Genomic DNA, 21,920 nt, shown 5'->3' with positions numbered 1-21,920 from the left:
TTCCTTCTTTAAAAAACCGGTCGACAACATCTTCGTCAAAGATGTTTTCAAGTGTCTTGTCGATATTTAAAGACATCTGTTTGAAACCAAAAGGAACAATGACGTCATATTTCGCGTCTAATATCATGTTGTGAGGCACAATATAGGCATTTTCCTCTTCGGTATTCCCTACAATGTTGTAAGAGATCTCGTTGGGTTTCGTATCGATCAGCGAGCCGATATTCATCGGAATAAAGAAGTTATTGTTGACAGATCCGTCATTTTTGACAGCATAGAGATAGGAGGTGGTTTTTATGTCCGGGAAGTTAGCCGGTTTGGTAAAACTCATGGGGACAGTGTTATTGATGATCACCGGCGCCTCTCCATCTTTTTTTGCCGTTAACTGGTCCATGGTCAGGTCAAAGTCAAATCCAAAATTGGTGGTTACGTCTATTCTGAGGGAGGGATTGTCTACAATCAGTATATCATTGGCGAAAGTTTTACCGAAAGATGATATTTTGGTGTTGCTTCCTTCGATATTCTGGTCGATTTTTATTTTACCCTTTATGACTGTCATATTGATGTTGCAGGAAACAAAATTCATGTCAAAGGTGAAGCTATTGCTTGTAGTCGTAACGGATGTATTGCTTCCGGTATGTATTTTGACACCATAATTCAATTCAATTTCATTCCGGTACTTATATCCAATGATATCCGCCAGCTGAAGGTTATATTTTCCATTCACGAAATCCGACATATTCACGTTTTTAGTGACTACCCTGTTGGTATTATCTGGTAAAGTAAATGCAGCCGGAATGGTGACCACTATTTCAAGATATGTAGGGGTTCCCCGGTCATTGAATGTGATCCCGTATAGTTCCAGTTCTGCAGTCAACGGACAATTATCGAGTCCGATAGAGTCCACATCAATTTCCCAGTCATCACCCGAATATACAGGATCTGCAAATTCGTAATTGATGGATGAACTCGTATGAGGAGCGATTTCTATTTCCTGATCAGAGTACGGATGATTGGTTACCAACCCGAAAGTACTCACGCTTACCTGTGCAATAGGCTCTTCGGCATCTTCCAGCGGTTCTACTTCCGGAACATTGAATGAAAGGTCGCCGGAATAGCTGAGGTATAAACTACCGTCAGCGGCAATTTTGATCGGATCGGACGGATCGTTGATTAATCCGTTCAATTCATCCAACAAAGTAATGCTCTTCAGATTACCGATCGGCAAACTTACCCCTCCCGGACTCCATACAGCATCCTTGTTGAGGTCATCTGTATCGTAGTCATTATCGGTACATGAGGTAAATAGTACAGATATGAAAATGATGGATAGAAATGTTTTTGTAAATAAATGATTCATATCAAATGTATTTAATGTTTAAATAATGTAACATAACATATATAAATTTGTCTAAGACGTAAGTATATTGAAATTAAATATCTTATCACACATACATCATTAATACGTAAAAATAATACCAGAGTTACATTAATTATCGGCATATTTATTGATGGTGTTTTTCTTTCTTAAACATAGCTAATGTTGAGCCGGTATTTACTCATTATTTTTTCATTGATTCTGGTTGGTTTATCCGTTTTAGCTCAGGAAAAGCGTTTTTCTATCAGTGGGAATATTGTAGATGATGTTACAGGAGAAGACCTGATCGGAGCTACGGTATATATAGAAGAATTAAAGTCCGGGTCTTCTGCGAATGAATATGGATTTTACTCTGTAAGTATCCCTTCGGGAAACTACCGGTTGGTATTTTCTTTTGTAGGTTATCAGAATTTCCAACAAACCATTGAACTGGTAAATGATACAAGGATCAACGTCCGGCTGGTGCCTAAAGTGGATGAGATACAGGAAGTGGTGATATCTGCGGAGGGGAGAAACGCCAATGTATCCCGCACGGAAATGAGCGTTGAACGTATCCCGATGAAAACATTAAAACGGATTCCTGCTTTGATGGGGGAAGTAGACATCATTAAGGCGATCCAGTTATTGCCGGGCGTGCAGTCTACCTCTGAAGGATCTTCCGGATTCAGCGTCCGGGGCGGGGGACACGATCAGAACCTGATCATATTGGATGAAGCGACCGTGTACAACGCGTCCCACCTGATGGGATTCTTTTCCGTATTTAATAATGATGCGATCAAGGACGTGAAGTTATATAAGGGCGATATACCCGCCAGCTTCGGTGGCCGTTTGTCCTCATTACTCGATGTACGCACCAAGGACGGAAACAACCGGAAATTTTCCGCTACAGGGGGGATCGGAACCATTTCCAGCCGTGTCACCCTTGAAGGTCCTTTATTTACGGAAAAGGCGAGTTACCTGCTTTCGGGCCGGCGGACCTATGCGGACATGTTTCTGATCTTTGCCAATGATAAGGATCTACGGAAATCTACCCTTTATTTCTATGATATGAACGGTAAACTGAATTATCGTATCAATGAGAACAACCGTTTATTCCTGGCTGCTTATATGGGAAGGGATAAATTCAGGAATAAAGTTGCCGGGATGAATTTCGGCAATCAAACAGTGACTTTACGGTGGAACCATATTTTTTCTCCCAAGTTATTTTCTAATTATACCCTGGTCGGAAGTTTTTACGATTATTACCTGAAAGCCGAACTGAGTGAACAGATAGCCATGGATTGGAAATCGAACATGAAAGATTTCGGATTTAAAGCGGATTTCACCTGGCATTTGAATCCCAATAATAACATGAAATTCGGTTATCATCTTTTGTACCATATGTTTTCCCCGGGTAAGGGGGGTGGGATAGGAGACCTGTCTATTATCACACAGTTTCACGACCCCATGAAATATGCTCTGGAACATGCGTTTTTTCTTTCCAATGAAAGTAAGATCGGTAAGAAGCTGACGGTAAAATATGGTGTCCGTTATACTCTTTTCCAGAACATCGGTAACGGGGAACAGTTCTATTTGTTGGATAATTACCAGGTCAGCGATTCGGTGACCTATGCCAAAGGTAAGATATTCCATACCACAGGGCAGTGGGAACCCAGGATCGGATTTGTCTATGCGTTCAATGATAAGAACTCGGTGAAAGGCAGTTATTCCCGGACCGCCCAGTTCATACAGCTTGCTTCCAACTCTTCCGCAGGTTCACCGCTGGATGTATGGTTTCCTTCCACGCCGAATGTCAAGCCCCAGATATGCGACCAGTATGCCCTGGGATATTTCAGGAACTTTTTCGACAACCAGTTTGAGACATCCGTCGAATTGTACTATAAAGACATGCGTAATGTCGTTGATTTCAAGGATCATGCGGATTTGATGGGCAATTCTGATCTGGAACAGGAGATCCGTTTCGGAAAGGGTGAAGCCTATGGATTAGAATTGATGATCCGTAAAAACGAAGGAAAACTGAACGGATGGGTGAGTTATACTTATGCCACAGCTTCCCGGAAGGTGGATGAGGTCAATAAGGGAAAATGGTATCGTTCGCCTTATGATAAGCCTGTCAATGTCTCCATTGTATTGAATTATGAGTTATCTCCCCGTTGGGTGGTATCGGCTAACTGGGTATATGCCAGCGGTACCCCGGTAACTTATCCGGTAGGGCGTTATGAGATCGACGGACGTTATGTGCCTGTTTATTCGGGCCGTAATGAATATCGATATCCTGATTACCACCGGCTCGACCTGTCTGCCACCTGGTCGTTCAAACCCAAACCGGGACGACGCCTTAAAAGTGAATTGAATTTTTCATTGTACAACGCTTACGGACGCCATAACCCGTGGACCATTACTTTCCGGCAGGAGGAGGATAACCCCGATGTGACTTATGCGGAAATGGTTTACTTATTCTCTTTTGTTCCCTCAATTACCTGGAACTTTACATTTTAATCGTGCTTTTGTTATTATTCCGGTAAGATTATTCAAAAATATTTCAATTGAAAATTTGGTCGGAATCAAGAATCATATATCTTTGCACCCGCAAATGACACCTCGCCCAGGTGGCGGAATTGGTAGACGCGCTGGTCTCAAACACCAGTGAGGTTACACTCGTGCCGGTTCGATCCCGGCCCTGGGTACTTTTAAAGCCTGATAATCGAATGATTGTTAGGCTTTATAGTTTTTAGAAGGGACAAGATAGGGACAAAGAGAAGAAGGCATCCTTTTGGGACACCTTCTGGGAAATCATGTATTTTGGGCCTATAAAACTGTAACGCTTATTTAGGACTAGTCATCATTTTATTTAGAATTTGTACCCAACAGAAAAAGCCAAACTATAATTTCTGTATTTATAGCTATCATTCTTGGCTATATTGGTAATGCCTTGTTCATAGCTAATATTGAAATTAATCTTCTTGTATTCAAGATTGACCAAAGCGCCTAATCCAAAATCAAATCGTTTAAGTCTATCATAATATGAATATTCGTCATTTTTTCCAAAGGTTTTATACTCACGTTCAGATGTCCCATCTCCCCAAACACTTCCGCCATTTAATGTCTCATTAGTTTTCCCTCCTATTCCATAAGCAAAATAAGGACCCGCACCAAACATTAAATTAAAATCTTTGGACAGACTTAGTTTGTATGCCCCATATAAAGGTAATTGCAGGTATTGTTGTTCAAATTTATGTGTGAAGTCTGGAGTTCCTCCATCATAAGACATGTAAACAAGGTCTTCTATTTTAGAACCCTTAGAGATAAAAGACAATCCAGATAGCAAATAGAACTCCTGAGAAATAGCATAATCAACCGTAACACCGATTTGATAGCCAAGTCTAAATGAAGTGCCATTTGTTTCAACAGTTCCAATCATTGCATTGGAGGTGTTAATACCAGCATTTACACCAAAGCGAAAAGGCGAATTCTGCGCAGATATACTTAGGCAGAAAAATAGAAACAATGTTCCAAAAATTAACTTCAACGAATTCATAAATTTCCTTATTAAATTATTTTGCATATTACTTAGAAGCTGTTTAAAAATAAGAATTAAATAAAAAACACTACTGATTATCAGTTGTTTAATTGGGTTTATTTTCGTATCTTTATGATTGACAATCATATAAATCATGAAAACTTATACAATGGACTTAACAGACAATCAGTAGAACACAATAATAAACATAATTCCTGACAGACGTTAATGTAGACACGATTTGAGATTTAATTTCAATGTTTTGATGAGTTTTGATAGACAAATAGCCAGTGTCGTATGTTACCCTGGTAAAAGGTATAAACCGGCATATCATGGTAAATACGGATAGTCGTTTGTTGTGGGTGAAAATGTATTCTCGACATTAAGGCAGCTTTAGAAGTTATAAAGAAAATCAGGGAAGATCAACTATTCTCCTGTTGCGTAATAAACCTTATCTCTTATCTTGATCAGGTAAGGGGTTAGATCATCCACTTCCTGCGTTCCCATAAGCCATAATTCATGACCGCCTCTACGCACATCGGCAAGAATCGCTGGGTCACTAGCCAGTTCCTTAAAACCATTCCTTTTATAGAAGTTGAGCCTGCGGGTAGTGATTTCATCATAAGGTATTTCAGATTCCAGAAATACAGGAAAATGTAGATTCACTGAAACCCAATCCAATACCTTTTGTCCTATTTTTCGATTTCGCATTTCCGGAAAAACAGCTATAAAATGGATATAATATGAATCATCCAGATTCCAATAAATGAAGAATCCGACCAATTTTTCATCGTCGTAGATGCCGTTGAACTGCATGGATGGTGCATTATCGATCAGATTTGCCAACAATGGTGTTTCCTGAAACCTTTCATATTCAGGGAAAGTCTCGCTATGAAGGGATATAAGACTTTGTGCGTCTTTATTGTTACTGTTTGTGATGCGTTTAAGGTTCATAAATTTTTCTAAAACTTCGATTATTATTTGGTTTCTGACCTAATCTCTTTTCCTGAATATTTGCGGATCATGCTTTCCTGTTTATCGTCCAATAGCAACAGGGTCATAAACTGTTCCTTATCCACTATATATTATTTACTTGTTCATTATTTTTTCTTCGCAATCATCATCAGATCAATGGTAATATCATCATTTGGTTCCAGAAAACTTTGACGAATATTGTATTCAATTGTAAATCCATTCTCCAATAATGCCTTTTCCAGGCATTGTTGTTCATGGTAATTAAAATAAACTTCTGAATCTCCTGAAAAACAGGTTGGTTCAAATCCAGCTTTGGATTCATTTCCTTCCATTGTGCTAAGATAGAGCAATCCTTTTTGTTCTAATCTTTCTGAGCAATCAGCAATCAGTTGAAATGCGTCTTCTTTTGAAAGAAAAGGCAGGCAAAAGGAACACATGATCAGATCAAACCGAATGTTTAAATTTTTTATCTCCCTTACATCCATTACTCTGAAATCAACCCCATTTACAGCATTTTTTGCCAGATCGATCATTTGGGGAGCCAGATCTATTGCTATAATTTCAGAATTCTGAAACCTTTGTTTTAAATATCCGGTAACATTTCCGGGCCCACAACCTAATTCTAAAATCTTTGGTTGCTTGTTTTCCGTCAAATCACAAAATCTATCCAGGTGTACACGGTATAAATCTATATTCATGAATTTTTCTGCATATTCCGATGCGAATTCATCAAATCTTTTTACTGAAATTTCGAATGTGTTCATGTCCGTTTTTTAATGAATGTTCAGCACATGCTAATAGTAATATTTTTAGTTTATAGGTTCCTGATATAGTTGTTTACCCCAAAACTGAATATCTCTTTCGGGTAAATCAGAATGGTTCATTAAATGGTAAAGTTCTTCTTTGATTTCTTTAATTGCATTTGTATCTGTCGTTCTTATTCGGGTTTCATAGTTGTGCCTGGTTCCACTTGCTGTAAAATTCAGTGAACCTAAATATACAATCTGGTCGTCAATCAGATATATTTTTCCGTGAATAAACGTGTCGCTTAAATTTGTTGTGTTAGGCGACATGTACACTTTAAAGGGAAATAGTTGCGAATACCAATATGAATAAATCCGTTTATTCTTTATTTTATTTTTATACAACCTGATAACGAGAAATATGATAATAAAAGGAATAAGCCCCCAGGCAACTTTCATGTCTTTCATAAAATATGCGACTCCAATTAAAAGTACCAAAATTACAATATCAATAAAAGTCAGAATATTAACAATGCTTTTCCATTTTTTACGTTTTTCAACAGCTTTTTGGTCGGTTTCTCTATTTTGTATGATAAGTTTATGGATATTTTTTTCATAACTTCCGGAAAAGTCTTCGATATTATCTGTTGTGATCAACTCAACTTCTATATTTCGTTGATGCAAACTTATCAATTCGGAAATTAAAAAAGGTGAAAGATACGGCGAAACAATTTTTATAGATTTTCTGGCATTTTGAATATCATTCAACAATTTTTTCCCAGCACCTTTTCCTATATAAATATCGCAATTCGCTCCGTTATAAAACATTAATTTTCTTTTTTTTACTGGTCGTTTGTATATTACTGCTAAGGGTCGGCAAATTGGCTTTTGGATAGGATAAAGTCCGTATGAACACTTTCTGGTCAAAAAATAACCACCTCACACCAATCGAGCTTGCGAGCTCAACAAGGTTAAACCGCATGTTACCTGCTGCTGATCCGTATGTCTGCCGTTTATTATATTTTTACTTTTTTCAAAATCATGATCGAACCACCTACTTTGTTTTCCAATACATCATACTCGGAGGCCTGGTTTTGTATATAGTTCTCAAAAAGAGAAGATCTTTCGGGATATTTTACTTTCAGTTCATTGCATCTTTTCACTATGTTTTCCATATCTTTAACACTGTCTGCAAATTCGCTGTGTTTACCCACGGTTTCATCGATCAATTCCATTCCTGCCTGTCCGAATTGCTCTAATAACTGCTTACGGGTTACTAATGGCGGGTGTTGGAATGTGCTCAGATCGTCAATGTATGCTTCTTCAATAACGATTATTCCTTCGTCGGTCAGGTGTTTCGAGAGTGCTGTCAGCGCTGTGTAATAGTCGTCGAAAATAGGGCCGGTAGCGCCAAAAATAAAAATATCGAATGTATCCAATTCTTCTATTTTCTTACGAACGTCACCGACTTCAAACCGGCATAACGTGTCCACGCCATATTCTTTTGCTTTTTCTTTCGCTGCCGCAATAAATTCAGGGATGGCGTCTATGCCATAGCATTTACATTTTAATGCGTCTGCTAATTTTATCGAAACAGCGCCTTTGCCGCACCCCAGGTCCAAAACCTGGAGGTTTGAATAAGTTGTATAATGATTTTGAATAATTTTCAGCACTATTTCAGAAGGAGTTCCTAGTTCCCACCAATCCTGAAAAATATACGGCAAAAATGGAACAATCGCCGTATCCTGTTGTGCGTCCATTGCTGCTGCAACGCTTTCTTCCAATGATTTCATTTATTGTAATGTTTGTTTAACACTCATTCTTCTACTTCTATTGTCTGTAATAATCCCGCCTTAACCAGATTATTGGCATAACAAAGGTATATCAATCTATCCGAAAATAGGAGATAGTGTACCTTTTATATATCCGGTTTCCAACCCGCTTCCAAAAATGCTAAATATCTGGTATGCAATAGATATTTGCGTAAAAACTCTTGGAACTATAGCCCAATTTTCTATGCAAGATAAAATTATTCTTTTCCAGTTTTGATCCAGGTTGCCTTTTTCCATAACCATTCTAACGGACCATGACGATGTGAACGAAGCCACCATCGGCAAAAAAATAATTGCACAAGGAATACGCCTATGCCTATCAGAAAACATACTGTAATCCCGGTATGCCGGTATAGTCCCAGTCCCCAGTTGTAAAACAGGAATGCACCTAATAATGACTGTGACAGGTAGTTTGTCAGGCTCATGCGTCCATAAGGCGCTAATTGATGAAGAACACGTCTGAACTTTGTCTGATAATAAACAATGATTACCCCTGCAAACAATATTCCTGTAAATGCAATATTTGAAAGTGATTTAAGTATAAGGGTGGAAGGAACAAGTAGCGCTTCCCGGTTGATAAAGTCGGGAAGTATCGCCATCAAACCATACACCGGGAAAAAGGCGATGACAGCGATGATGAATACATTGATCCACAATTTTATGTTTTTTTCCGAATAGGGGAACACCCTGCTACGCCCTATCAGCATGCCTATCATAAACAGTCCGGCAGTTTGGGTAACCCTTCCATGTAATAACATCCAGCCCATATTAGCAATATTACCTGTCCATATGGCTGTTTTACACATTTCAAGAAAGGAACCTTCTTTCTGGGCCGTATTGACAATCTCCCAGTATGGAGCATCGAACTCGGCATTCATCGTGTATTCGGGGTTGATGAGTGCATAAATGAGTTGTCCCCATTCAATAGGTTGCAGTAAAAGAATCACAGCTATCACCGCTACTGTGCGGGAGGAAAGACGACAGACCGCGATCAGCACATAACCTACCAATACATAGAGTACCAGTATTTCACCGGGAAATAAAGTCGAATTGATGCAGGCGAAAACCATTAATAATACCAGACGCCAGGCAAACCGTCCGCGAAAATCTTTCCCTTTTTCTTTTTGTGCGTTGTCCTGAATAAAAAAACTGAATCCGAAGAGCAACGCGAAAATGCAATAGGCTTTACCGGAGATGGTAAAAAACACACTGTCCCAGATCACCCTATCCGTAAATACCAAGAAATTGCAGGTTTCTTCCGGGAAGCTATTGAGGCTGAACCGTTCGATAAAATGGATAAGGGTAATTCCCATTACCGCAAAACCACGTAATACATCTGCTATTTCTATACGATGATTATTGGTTGGCATAGTAGATGATGAGTGCATGTTTTTTAGAATTCAAAAAAGTTAATATTTTTTTTTATTTGGGCTGCAAACTTATGATAAACCTTTTATCTTTCCTAAAAAAAACGATTTAATAAATGATGAACAAAATAATTAAAAATGAATAATTAAAAATTAAAAATGGTGAACATAGGCGATAGCTGGTCTCGTGAGTGTCAGCGAGTGATGAATTAAAAAATGAAAAGCAAAAAAGTTCATAAAGTTATAAAGTTAAAAACTAATGTGTGGGATATCTAAACTTTATGACTTTCAAACTTTATAAACATTCAGACTTTTCGACTTATAAAAGTGAACTATGAATAATGAACTATGGATTATAAGTACTTTATCCGGTGGATGATGTCTTTGCATTTTTTATAAGTCCAAATTATTTTGCCAGTTTTAATATACGGATTGCTCCCCTTATAACGATCAGGAAAACAATAATACCAATAATAAGGTCCGGGATATTGCTGTTGAAATACCATACAAACAAACCTGCTGTAATAACTCCTATATTTATGATCACATCATTGGCTGAAAATATGACACTCGCCTGAATATGTGCCTCTTTACTTTTTGTTCTCTGAAGCAACCATAGGCAGATTGAGTTCGCAACTAGTGCTAATAAAGAAATACCTATCATTGTACGAAATTCCGGCATTACTTCAATACCAATAAACCGTCTTATTACTTCCATTAGACCAATTACAGCAAGCATTATCTGTAATATGCCGCTAAATAAAGCGACTTTCTTTTTACGGCTCAGGACTGCGCCTACAGCCATGAGGCTCATCCCATAAACAAGAGCATCCGCAAGCATATCGAGACTGTCGGCAACAAGCCCCATCGATCCGGATATTATACCCGTGGACATTTCTACGAGAAAGAAAGCAAAATTAATAGCAAGAACTATCAGGAGTACCCTTCTTTGTCTCGTGTGATCATCCACAGGGATAAGTTCTTCTGCATTTGTTGTTTCCCGGTGTCTGGAACCAAGATTTAAAGATGCCAGTTTCTCAGCGATGCTATCTACCTTTCCTGTATGAGTAATTGTGAGCGTTCTTGTTGCGAGGTCGAAGTTCAGATGTTTGACAGAATTATCCCCATCGAGCTTCATCCTTATGAGGTTTTCTTCACATGGACAATCCATTTTGGGAATATGGAAGATAGATTTATATGGTTGATCATACTTAATCATCATATGATTTTTAATATCAATATTTTAAGTTCAACCGGCATGTTTTAATTAATCCGGTGTTTGTTTTTTACATCGCTGCTACCGGTTTCACATCATTAATAAAAACCGAATCGTAAAGTTATAAAATTTGTATTGAACCGGTCACATAGGAGGGAAATGTATATCGGTCGGGATCCGGATGGCTGCTGTGGCAACATCGCTGAATATATTTTGTGTGTAATTGGTATTTTTATAGATTTGTATTTCGGAATTACGGTATAGGATTAGATCTTAAACTATTATCAATAGGTACTTTAGCGTTTGCTGTTCCATATCAGTATTTTCGAAAACAGGGTTATTGAATGGGTTTTGGGTTAGTGAAGATAAATTATTGAAACTTAGCGTAGGATGAGTAGATCATATATGGTGGTAAAGGCCTCGGGAGAGGAAGAAGCTTTTTCGGTCAGAAAACTTAGGATGTCTTTAAGGCGGTCGGGAGCTGATGATCAGATCATCGATGAAATTGTCCGCGATATTGAGTCATGGCTGGAAGACGGGGTGACTACCCGGAAAATATATGCTAGGGCCTTTTCATTGCTCCGGCGGAAAAAACGTGTGGTTGCCGCCCGTTATAGCTTAAAGAAGGCAATCATGGAGATGGGGCCTACAGGACACCCTTTTGAACATCTTGTGGGACAAGTGTTCAAGCATTGGGGATATGAGGTGAAAGTAGGGCAGACCGTGGAAGGTATGTGTGTCAACCATGAAGTGGATGTGCTTTTTACCGGAGACAAAGAACAGGGATTTGTTGAATGCAAGTATTACAACAGCGGAGGCAAATATGCGAATGTCCAGGTACCGATGTACATCCGTTCACGGGTAAATGATATCATCAATAAGCGGGAATTGTTACCGCAATTCCATGGTTATGTTTTCCACGGATGGGTAGTTACCAATACCAGGTTTACCGTCGATGCCGAGAAATTCGGGATTTGTTCCGGCCTTAACCTGATGAGTTGGGATTTTCCGAAAGGGAACAGCTTAAAAGAAAATATTGAAAAATATAACTTCTTTCCTATCACAGTATTGACCGAACTGACGAAATCCGAGAAACACCAGCTTTTGGAGAGAGGTATTGTATTGTGCCGCCAGTTAAAGAGTCAGCCCGAAGAACTGCATCATATCCCCGGATTGGACAAGAGAAAGAGTAAACGGGTGATGCAGGAAGTCATTGATCTGTGTAACGGGTAATTTATTCCTGGTGAAGGATCTCAAATATCCTGACAAAAGAAATGATCGATAAAATGATTGGGAAAAAATGCTACCTATTGGATGACAAAACAATCTATATATATTTGCAGCCGTTTTCGTAAGTATTCATCTTATATATAAATCGAATGAATGATCCGGTAAGTACAAAAAGACAAATCGATTGGCTGGCTATTTTGCGGGGCTGGGTGGTATTATTAGTAGTGGTCGTTCATTCTCCTACTTCATATTTTGGACCGTTAGAAAAACCATTTGAAATCTTCAACGATTTCTTTATTTTCAGGATGCCCCTGTTTTTCTTTATTTCGGGTTTTCTTCTTTACTATACCAAAATACGGAAGAACGGAGATTTCAGTTCTATTGTTAAAGAACGGTTTCCCCGGATATTGATACCCTATATTTTTATTACCCTTTCTGTCTTTGCCGTAAAGCTGGTCGCAGAATTATTCATGAACATTGAAAACCCTGTTGATGTCTCATTTACGGGGATCATAAATATGTTTATTTATCCCGATAATAACCCATGGTCTTCGTTATGGTTTTTACATGTGATCTTTATATTCTTCCTGTGTTATCCTATTTTAAAATTTACTCTTCGTAAAACCTATACTGCAGTATTGACGTTCGCACTTCTGGTATTACTTCATTATTTCTTTCCTGAAGAGGTCGGTTTTCTGGGTTTATCAAAAATATTCAAGTATTTTGTGTTTTTTTACTTCGGGTTGCTGTTTTCCCGGTTTGAACTTCACCAATATGTGAAACGTATAGATGTGGTCATCCTATCAATATTACTCATTATAGGGATAAATTTCATACGTTGTGACAATTATGAAACAATAAAGTACCTGTTATTTCCATATTCCATTGCAGGGATCACGCTCTCCATATTTTTTGCCAAGTTGTGTGAAAAAACAACGCCGAACTTATTTTCAAGTTTCAGAAAGTATTATTATCAGATATATATACTGGGTGAATTTTTTCAAAGAGGCTTATTGGTTGTTTATAAGAAGTACCAGACAGATGATTTTAGTCTTCTGTTGCTCGGGTTTATACCGTTAAGTATTTTGTTGGGTATCTATGGCCCGGTGATCGTATGTAAAATCGCTGAAAAGCTAAACTGGAAACCATTGATGAAGATACTCGGTTTCTGACCTTGTAAATACTGTGTAGAATAAGGGAAACTCCCTCATGAGGTCATCTAAAAAGTCGGTTTATCTTCCGGAAAATCCAATATTTGAAATTAATACCGGATAGGTGTAGGTCTTTAAAATATTTTTGAGACAGTTCATGTCTATTGCTTCATTCGAATATATTTATTTCTATGAATGTTTCCTGTCCCGGACCGCATTAAAATGTCTACCGTAAGATCATAGAAATCCCATAAGGATGTAACGTCATTCATCAGGCATTTTAAAGATGTATTTTTCATCGTATCCGATGCCAAAATCCTGTAACACTTTCCTGTATTCATTAACGAATGTCTGTTTTTGGTGATGTTCTTTCTGTCTTTCTATATACTGAATAACCTGCTTCAAATGGGATTTGCTATATGAAAACGCTCCATATCCCTGTTGCCAGGAGAAATGTCCTTTAACCAGATTATTCTGATTGATCCATCCGGAAGAGTCACGTTTAACAATTTGCATTAATTCCGGAAGAGATTGTGATGGCCGGAAACCAAAAAGTATATGAATATGATCAGGCATACCTCCAATATAATACTTTATGTCCATGATTTTGTATGATGCCAACCAGATATTGATGCAGTCTGGCTTCCCAATGTTTGTCAATCAAAGATAATCTGTTTTGTACAGCAAAAATAACATGGATATGAATTTGTGTATAGGTGTTGGACATATTTTATTTTAGTTGCATGCCTACGGCATGCCGTTTAACAATGAACTACAATTCTACCGGGCTTTTATCTCTATCGGGATGGTTTATGGGCATATCTGTTTTCAAGGACATTGCTTCAATATTAAAAAAAAACAAACAACAATATCCATATAGATACGGTTCATCAAAACTATTTCATCTGAAAATGCTTTTTGGCAAATGTCAGGAAACATTGCCAGTCATAATCAGTCACATCATGTTTGCCTGCTCGGATATGATAGCCTACATCATTCATGATAGGACTATGAAGGGGAGGCATGACATCTGTGCCCAATCCTTTTTTTCCATATAATTCATAAGCAGGTCCTGCATTTGATCCGCCCAGGAATTGGCCTTTAGGGTCTGCCCAGGTATCTTCTTCCGCACTGCCGATATAGACAGGACGCGGAGCCATGAGGGCCACCAGCAGATGTTGGTCCCAGGGCATTTCATTCTCCCTACCGTCATATGATTTATAATTTTCACAGAACCAGTAGGGAAATACGGATGTAATACGTCCTATACTTTCGCCGTAATTGCGTCGGGCCAGTTTATCTCCGCCACATCCGGAATTATTGGCAAAAACAATGGCAAAGCGTGGATCCTGCGCTCCTGCCCACAACGAAGCTTTTCCAATACGTGAGTGCCCCATGACGGCGATTTTTTTTACGTCGATACGATCATCTGTTTCAAAATAATCCACTGCGCGACTCATGCCCCACGCCCATACGCCTAATGCCCGCCAAAAATCCGGGTTATCCTTAGTCGTCTCATAATCATCGAAGATGGTCATGATGCTCTGTTCCTGTGCTTCCATTCCTTTACGGTCGGCATACAGGTCGCTGATGTTGACCGTCGCTATCGCAAATCCCTGGGAGATGATTTCCGATAGGGGCCAGCGGCTTTTGGCCCTTCCACGGCGTAATCCTCCCATGTTTTGTTCTAACCTTTTCTGTGTCGCTGGTGAAGGGATGACATTTTCATTCTCGGTAATAGATTCATTTCCGTATCCAAAAACCAGAAATACGGGGACTTTTTCCAGGGTATTCTTAGGATAATAGATCAGCATCTGCATGGTGTGGCTTTTTCCACCATTGGAGAAAGTAAACAGTATCTGCCTGCTACGTGCCGTTCCTCCCAGTTCGTTGTCTTCTTCAGCCAATACCTTATGCTCGGCATTTAATTTCTGTTGGGGGGTTCTTCCATACATTTGCGAAGAAAAGATCTCTAATAATTCAGGCCTTCGCTTTTTTTCCCAGACCGATGTCGATTTTATCTTTTTACCATTGTTCAGTTGAAGTACTTCCGGAAGTGTATAACTGACGACTTTTGACTCGTCTAAATTAGGAACAAATTGTGCTGATACTGGATGGAGGATAAATAGCCAGACAAAAAATGAAAGAAATGTTCTCATATCCGTTAATTTAGAGATTGTTTGCATCTTATTTTTTTAAAATTTTTTCAAGTAAGTAATATAAAACAATTAATGATATGTTTTATGAATGTAATCCATTTGATCAATGTGACTTAAGAAAAAATAAATAACACTGAGTGCTTAATTGATAAAAATAAGCATAAAAAACATATCACATATAATTTCGATCTTGTTTTTTTGTATTCACTGATTGAAAAAATATTTTCAGGAATATTATGGATTGAACTTATTCCAATGCACTTTATTTGCATCCCATTTGTTTCTCGGACTATATTTCTTGTCAGGATAACCTACGGGAATAATGTTCAATGGGATGATATGCCCGGGAAGATCCAGAATGCCGCTCACTTTCTCCATACGGTCAGGAGCGGGATAAACGCTTGTCCAAACCCCTCCGAGGCCCATATCGGTAATGGCCAGGAGGATGTTCTGCGAGGCGGCCGAGCAATCCTGTATCCAATATTGCTGTAACCAGCCTTCTCCGGCCAGTTGCATATCACCGCATACTACAATAGCAGCAGGGGCTTGCTGTACCATTTTAGAGGTCTGGATATCTTTACCAAGCGCATGCAATACCTCCTTATCATCCACAATAATAAACCGCCAGGGTTGCTTGTTCATAGCAGAGGGTGCTGCCATCCCAGCTTTTACAAGTATTTCGAGTTGTTCGCGTGTTACAGGCCTGTCCCGGTATTCGCGGATACTGGTGCGATGATGGATCACATCAATGACTTTTTCTGATCCCATGTTCATATTGTTTTCTTTTAAATTACACGATGCCAATATAAATAATATAGTTATGATATAAAAGGTCGATCTTCCGGATTTGTTCATGATCAGGTTTATTAAATTGTTTATCTGAGTTTCTTTCTTTCAAAATAGGAGGCGGATATGATTGCGAAGTAAATTACTCCGGCAACGAGCAATATTCCACATACAGCATACAGCCATTGAAAACTGCATTTTTCGATGATCGTTCCTCCGACAGCCGTTCCAAGACCTATTCCCAGATCCCAGAAGGTGAAGTAGGTGGCATTTGCAGTTCCGCGTTGGTTATGTTCCGCCAGATTGATAAACATGGTCTGGAATGCGGGAGTGAGGTATCCAAAGCCGATACCGAGCAGAAAGGCAATGATATACAGCATGACGGCATTATTGCAGAAAGAGAACAGGGCAAATGAAAAGATCAATGCTGTACTTCCGGCATATACCATGGCAACGATCTTTCCCGTGTTGATGGCTTTTGCAGATAAAATACGCGCCAACACGATGCCTATGGATATCAGCACGAAAAAGAAACCGGCATTGCTATTGAAAGGCGCTGTTTCGCTGTATAATCCGACATAATTGAGTACCGAACCATAGCCGATTCCTCCGAGAAACAGTAACGCCACACACGGCAGGGCACGTGTCAGGATAAAGCGGTCGAGCGAAACGGGCGGTTTGGTTCCGGGTACAGGATGTTCTTTCTTTACCGATCGTATCCCGGTAATGGTGAGCCAGCCGATAAAGCTCGACGCAAAGGCTGCCAGGAATAATACTTCGAAAGAATGGTTCTTCTGTATCCACAACCCTGCTACAGGCCCTACCGCCATTGCAATATTGGCTGCCATCCCGAAATATCCGATTCCTTCGCCACGCCGTTCGGAAGTCATCAGGTCCACAGCTACGGTACTTCCGCTTACTGTGCTGATCCCAAAAGCAAAACCGTGCAGGATACGCAGGACGATAAACAATGTAAGCGTCGTTCCTACGACATAGCCTGCGAATATGATACAGAAAAGGCCGTAACAAATCAGGTAAAACGGCTTACGGGCAAACGTATCGACCATATATCCCGAGAAAGGACGGATGAATAACGCCGAAATGGTATAAAGCGAAAGTACAACACCTGCAACAGAGTTGGTAGTTCCAAGATTTTCCGTCAGATAGAAAGGCAGGACCGGGATCAGCATATAGAAGGAAAAGAACAGGAGCAGGTTGGAGACAAATACAAGTATGAAATCTTTTGTCCATAAAACAGGATGCTTTGCCGGATTACTCATCATTTCCTCCTTCATTTTGCAGTAAAATAACCAAAGTTTTAAAAAGTTCTTCCTGATTGATATTGGCAAAAAAACGCTGGTCTACCTCCAATGCTATCTTTTTTCCTTTTACGGCTGCTTCTTTACCGGTTCCTGTCAGCAAAAGGGTGTAGGCTCTTTTATCGACCGGATGTATATTACGGACCATCATTCCTTTTTTGATCAGGGTTTTTACTACATTCGATACCATTGCCTTATCGAGCCGGCGTTCTCTTGAAAGATCCTGTTGGGTGGCAATTTTACCACCTTCACTCAATTCCAGCGTTCCGGCCAGGATGATAAATTGTATATAGGTAATATCCAGTTCTTTTAATGCCGTATGGATGATGCGTTGTTTCAGGAATGATACTTGTGTCAACAGAAAACCTAATTGTGAATCAGGGCGTTCGACTATTTCTTTATTCATAAATAAATTCTGTTAAAATCGACGCAAAGATACAAAATATAGTTTACGCGTAAACTATATTTTGGGATTTATTTTTCATCAACAAAGTATTGATTGTTTTTAGATCAATGCCATCTAATTAATGTATTTATGGTTCAAGTGTGTAACTGCCAGCTAATTATTAGGATCTTTTATATGAATCCTGATATTGTCCCTCGTATTAATCATCATGGAGAAAAACAACAGGATTAAAAGACCTGGAAAGTTTTGGACCCGGATCAAAAAATCATTTTTTTATGGATAACCTTACATATTATTTACGTATACATATAAAGGAAATAAGAAAACCCATATAATGAGCATACCCGACACCATTACCTATCAATACCGTACCACTTCCCGATTACAGCGGGCGGATAAGGATAGCCAGCTTTTCTTTGCCAAATACAGCGAGATACAAAAGAAAACCGAAGCGCCCTGTTTCTTCTGGGGTAATCTGAAAGAACCTTATATGGCGGCACGCTGCCTGATCGCCTTATCGAATGTAGTGCAATCCACTTTCTATCTTTCGGCTGTTGAGTTGAGCCGTTTGCGCGACCCTATCGTTACTGCAGGGAATGGGAAACTTCGTTTCGAGGGCTTTTCACATTGCGCAGGAGTCTATGCCCGTGTCGATGTTTTACCTGATGGGCTTGAAGGCGAATTTATCGAGAACGGTACCACCAACGTCGATTTCAATCAACCGATGATCTCCGCTCTTTCGGGTATGAGAGCCAATGATAACATGCTGGTTTCGGTGGGCGAAAAAGATTTTACACTACATAAAGAAGGTGCTAAGATCGTGGAACGGAAAGTCCCGCTTCCCACCAAATGGATCAAAGGACTCACAACGGTGCAAATATTCCTGTCGGAAGCCGAAGAGCGCCACACATTCAACAAGATACAGGCCATGCGGCTGTTCCAGGGTATTCCCAAAACAAAGATAAAAAACGATTATTACCTGGTCATACGTGGAGGACAACCGGTGTTTACACCCGTTAGATCAGCAGATGCCATCTGTATCGGTGGCTTACACCGCTTGAGGCTTCTGGAACCCCTTCTGCCTTTTGCCGACCGGCTGAAAATCTTTCCTCATCCGAATATGCAATCGACCACATGGCAGCTCTATTTCGGTAATGTTCGGTTTAGTTTCTCGCTATCGCGCGATACGTACAGGGGCTTTTCTGGCGAAGGTGCAGCATTGGATGCATTGGTTGACGATATCCCTGAAAGTTGGATCACAGCAATGGACAAATACAGTTATGCCAACCAGGAATTTAATCCGACTATGTTTGCCATCGAGGAACAAATCGATTTCAACAAGGTAGAGAACCTTACGGGACGGCTTGCTGCCATGGGGTTGCTGGGTTTCGATCTGGACGATAACCGCTTTTTTTACCGCCGTCTGCCCTATAAACCCGAACGGATCATGGGACTCAATCCCCGTATCAAAGGTGCCGAAAAGCTGATTGCCGGAAAAAAGGTAAATATCGTCTCCAACAACGGCAACCGGATTGAAGCCCGTGTAGAAGGATCAGGCGTAAGCCATACCGTTATCATTGAAAACGACATTGCTCGTTGTACCTGTGCATGGTGCAGCAAAAACCAGGGTGAACGCGGAAGTTGCAAGCATGTACTAGCGGTAAAGAAAATGAGTAGTATAGAGTAATAAGTGAATAAAAACCATGAATTTGAAACATCCGGACATAAAAGAATACAAGGGTTACGCCCCTATAGTCAACGAATTTTTTGATATAGCGTCCGATCAGGAACGGTCAAATGAAATCATTCCGTTCCTGAGAAAGATAACTGGTGAAGAGAGGGAATTGATTGGCGATGCCATTAAGAAACGTGACCTGGCTGTACGGATAGACAATGAAATGCCTTTTAAAGGCGACTGGCATACAGAAGAAGGACGGGAGAGAAGAGTCCGGGAGATCATGGATGAAATAGAAAGACAATGCGGTTATATTCCCCGTTTCCTGAAACATGACCGCAACATCACCCGTGCTTTCCGTCTGGCACGTTACGTCTGTTTTTCGCGCGGGCAGATGAAAGATGTCGAATGGAACTGGTACACTTTTCCGATATCGGGCGAACTGAAAGAAATGATGGAATGGTATATCCCCGAATGGTTTGCTGAATATGTGAAAGAACAGAGAAATAAACGGAACCTGCAGTTAACCTATAGCGAAATATTACACTGGAGGCGATTGGGTTTACTGGACTCCGTTCCCCATAATGAGATTGCATCATCCATTCCGTCACATTTCCGTAAACCTGAAAATTTGGACGCCGCTACATACATTCATGATAAAATAGATAAATATCCCGAAATACTGGACGAAATAAAATACCTGTTCCAATATCCGTCCGGGGCTTATTATGTTGACAGCGGTAATTATGCACAAAAAGAATTTGAGAATAAAGGTCCGCTTTCTTATATCTTTAGGCATTACAGTGATGAAGGGAAACTCGACCGTCAATGGATCATCAGGGAAGCGGTTAATGCCTGCGGTAATAATTTTGAAAAAGAACAGCTTTACTGGTATCCTGTGTTGTTGCAGGCGATGGAACCGACTAAGGACGAGTTGATCGCTAATCAGGAAGGACTGATCAACAATCTCACCTCCGTTTTTCCGCAGATCTCACTAGCGATGCTCAAATTGCTCCGCACCATTGCCGACGATTCCCGCTTTATGATCGACCATTTTATCGGACATCTCACGGGATTGTTCTCATCCGAAACCAAAACGCTTGTTAAAGCGACACTTTCGGCGGTTACCGACCTGCTTAAAATTTATCCCGACAAACGGAATGCGTTGTGCGAGCAGCTGGCGGTTATCTTTATTCATAAAAATGAAGAACTACAGACCAGAACGGCAAAACTGATTGCCAGATACGGTGATAAGAAAGTGCTGGAACCCATATTGGCGTCTTATAACGAAACGTTGCTGATGTCGGCAAAAGAGATACTGGAAGATTTTCTTGGAGAAGATACTCCACCGTCGACATCCAAAATGGAAGAAGAGCCTGCCATATCGCGACCGATCGTTCGGGATGATAACCGTGTGGCTGAAATCGACAGTGTGGAGGAACTTGTTTTTCGACTGGGACAGGCTTTCGAAGATTTCCGCCTGGATTCCATCGATCTGATCCCGCAGGCGTTGATACGTTTCAGTCCGGAAATCGACGGGGAGGTTTTACAGCAATTCAGCCCCGCTATTAAAGGTGCCGAAAAAGTGCTGACCAAATGGATGCGCGGAAAACGCTTCATTGACGAAATAACGGCGTTCTATTTCCTCTATTATTGCTCAATCCGTTTGCAACAGCTGGATCAGGAAGACAAGACGGTGAAGCAGGTAGCCAAAAGGTTCGGGAAACTGCAACCTGTTATGGACGAATGGATAAAAAAACTGTTGAAAGACGATCAGAATGTTCCTTTCACACCTTATCTAGATACCCTGAACATGTTCCTGAAAATAGTTCAGGATAAACCGGACCTGCCGTTGCTTTCAACGCCTACCCATGAACCTTGCTGGATCGACCCGATAGTTTTCCTCGAAAGGTTCAACCGCTACAAGGAATTACAGGAAACGCCTGCCATGTTCGATATGCAGTTGGCTATTCAGCGTCTGGCGCTCGACCACCCAGAGGAAGCGTTGAAACAATTCGGGATTGGAAAAGAAGAAAAAGCATTTTATCCCGAGTTGTTCACATACCTGTTCGACAGGAACAAGCCTTTACCCGAAAAAATCGAACATCCCGATCTTTGGCTGACATGTACGGTTCCGTGGTATGGGCGCGAAATTCCCGAACGGCT

17 protein-coding genes, 1 tRNA gene and 1 pseudogene are annotated in these 21,920 nt (G+C 40.2%); 6 read left to right on the top strand and 13 right to left on the bottom strand.

Going from position 1 to position 21,920, the window contains the following annotated elements; translation table 11 throughout:
* Positions 1–1,357 (bottom strand): hypothetical protein (locus LBQ60_02200; protein MDR2036715.1); only part of this gene is annotated, 1,357 nt, incomplete at its 3' end.
* Between the two features lie 180 nt (positions 1,358–1,537).
* Between LBQ60_02200 and LBQ60_02195 the strand changes: the two genes are divergently transcribed.
* Both LBQ60_02195 and LBQ60_02190 read left to right on the top strand, forming a co-directional pair.
* Positions 1,538–3,874 carry a TonB-dependent receptor gene (locus LBQ60_02195; GenBank protein ID MDR2036714.1) on the top strand — a complete coding sequence of 779 codons (2,337 nt, stop codon included), beginning with the start codon at positions 1,538–1,540 and terminating at the stop codon, positions 3,872–3,874.
* Between the two features lie 104 nt (positions 3,875–3,978).
* A tRNA-Leu gene (locus LBQ60_02190) sits at positions 3,979–4,062 on the top strand.
* A 164-nt stretch (positions 4,063–4,226) separates the two neighbouring features.
* Here LBQ60_02190 and LBQ60_02185 read toward each other — a convergent pair.
* The 7 genes from LBQ60_02185 to LBQ60_02155 form a co-directional block, all read right to left on the bottom strand.
* Entirely contained in the window at positions 4,227–4,913 is a 687-nt protein-coding gene (locus tag LBQ60_02185) for a PorT family protein (GenBank protein MDR2036713.1), read from the bottom strand.
* 408 nt (positions 4,914–5,321) lie between these two features.
* The gene (locus tag LBQ60_02180; protein MDR2036712.1) at positions 5,322–5,849 is read right to left on the bottom strand and encodes a GNAT family N-acetyltransferase; all 528 of its coding nucleotides are present in this window, start codon (positions 5,847–5,849) and stop codon (positions 5,322–5,324) included.
* Positions 5,850–5,995: 146 nt separating this feature from the next.
* A complete protein-coding gene (locus LBQ60_02175; protein MDR2036711.1) occupies positions 5,996–6,634 on the bottom strand; it encodes a class I SAM-dependent methyltransferase in 639 nt (212 codons plus the stop codon).
* A gap of 45 nt (positions 6,635–6,679) precedes the next feature.
* A complete protein-coding gene (locus LBQ60_02170; protein ID MDR2036710.1) occupies positions 6,680–7,441 on the bottom strand; it encodes a phospholipase D family protein in 762 nt (253 codons plus the stop codon).
* Positions 7,442–7,629: 188 nt separating this feature from the next.
* A complete protein-coding gene (locus LBQ60_02165; GenBank protein ID MDR2036709.1) occupies positions 7,630–8,406 on the bottom strand; it encodes a class I SAM-dependent methyltransferase in 777 nt (258 codons plus the stop codon).
* A 236-nt stretch (positions 8,407–8,642) separates the two neighbouring features.
* The gene (locus LBQ60_02160; protein MDR2036708.1) at positions 8,643–9,833 is read right to left on the bottom strand and encodes a DUF418 domain-containing protein; all 1,191 of its coding nucleotides are present in this window, start codon (positions 9,831–9,833) and stop codon (positions 8,643–8,645) included.
* 385 nt (positions 9,834–10,218) lie between these two features.
* Complete coding sequence (locus tag LBQ60_02155; protein ID MDR2036707.1) at positions 10,219–11,034, bottom strand: cation transporter; 816 nt, start codon at positions 11,032–11,034, stop codon at positions 10,219–10,221.
* Between the two features lie 384 nt (positions 11,035–11,418).
* Here LBQ60_02155 and LBQ60_02150 point away from each other — a divergent pair, with 384 nt between their 5' ends.
* Together LBQ60_02150 and LBQ60_02145 are read left to right on the top strand one after the other, a co-directional pair.
* Complete coding sequence (locus LBQ60_02150; protein MDR2036706.1) at positions 11,419–12,261, top strand: restriction endonuclease; 843 nt, start codon at positions 11,419–11,421, stop codon at positions 12,259–12,261.
* Positions 12,262–12,407: 146 nt separating this feature from the next.
* Complete coding sequence (locus LBQ60_02145) at positions 12,408–13,430, top strand: acyltransferase (protein MDR2036705.1); 1,023 nt, start codon at positions 12,408–12,410, stop codon at positions 13,428–13,430.
* Between the two features lie 243 nt (positions 13,431–13,673).
* On the opposite strand, the pseudogene tnpA reads toward LBQ60_02145, so the two are convergent.
* From tnpA to LBQ60_02120, 5 genes and pseudogenes are all read right to left on the bottom strand, one after another.
* Positions 13,674–14,136, bottom strand: a pseudogene (gene tnpA, locus LBQ60_02140) (IS200/IS605 family transposase).
* Positions 14,137–14,305: 169 nt separating this feature from the next.
* Positions 14,306–15,568: an acetylxylan esterase gene (locus tag LBQ60_02135; protein ID MDR2036704.1), complete on the bottom strand. Its 1,263-nt coding sequence runs from the start codon at positions 15,566–15,568 to the stop codon at positions 14,306–14,308.
* A gap of 234 nt (positions 15,569–15,802) precedes the next feature.
* Entirely contained in the window at positions 15,803–16,342 is a 540-nt protein-coding gene (locus LBQ60_02130) for a nitroreductase family protein (GenBank protein MDR2036703.1), read from the bottom strand.
* Positions 16,343–16,443: 101 nt separating this feature from the next.
* Positions 16,444–17,649 (bottom strand): MFS transporter, encoded by a 1,206-nt coding sequence (locus LBQ60_02125; GenBank protein ID MDR2036702.1) that lies wholly within the window; start codon positions 17,647–17,649, stop codon positions 16,444–16,446.
* Complete coding sequence (locus tag LBQ60_02120) at positions 17,627–18,079, bottom strand: MarR family winged helix-turn-helix transcriptional regulator (protein ID MDR2036701.1); 453 nt, start codon at positions 18,077–18,079, stop codon at positions 17,627–17,629. Before LBQ60_02120 ends, LBQ60_02125 begins: the two co-directional genes overlap by 23 nt.
* Positions 18,080–18,413: 334 nt before the next feature.
* Here LBQ60_02120 and LBQ60_02115 point away from each other — a divergent pair, with 334 nt between their 5' ends.
* Together LBQ60_02115 and LBQ60_02110 are read left to right on the top strand one after the other, a co-directional pair.
* Entirely contained in the window at positions 18,414–19,766 is a 1,353-nt protein-coding gene (locus tag LBQ60_02115) for an SWIM zinc finger family protein (protein ID MDR2036700.1), read from the top strand.
* Between the two features lie 16 nt (positions 19,767–19,782).
* Positions 19,783–21,920: DUF6493 family protein (locus LBQ60_02110; GenBank protein ID MDR2036699.1), on the top strand; the 2,138-nt coding region annotated here is incomplete at its 3' end.

The organism is Bacteroidales bacterium (genome assembly GCA_031275285.1).
In the GTDB taxonomy this organism is placed as follows: domain Bacteria; phylum Bacteroidota; class Bacteroidia; order Bacteroidales; family UBA4181; genus JAIRLS01.
This window is presented reverse-complemented; position numbering and strand designations above follow the sequence as displayed.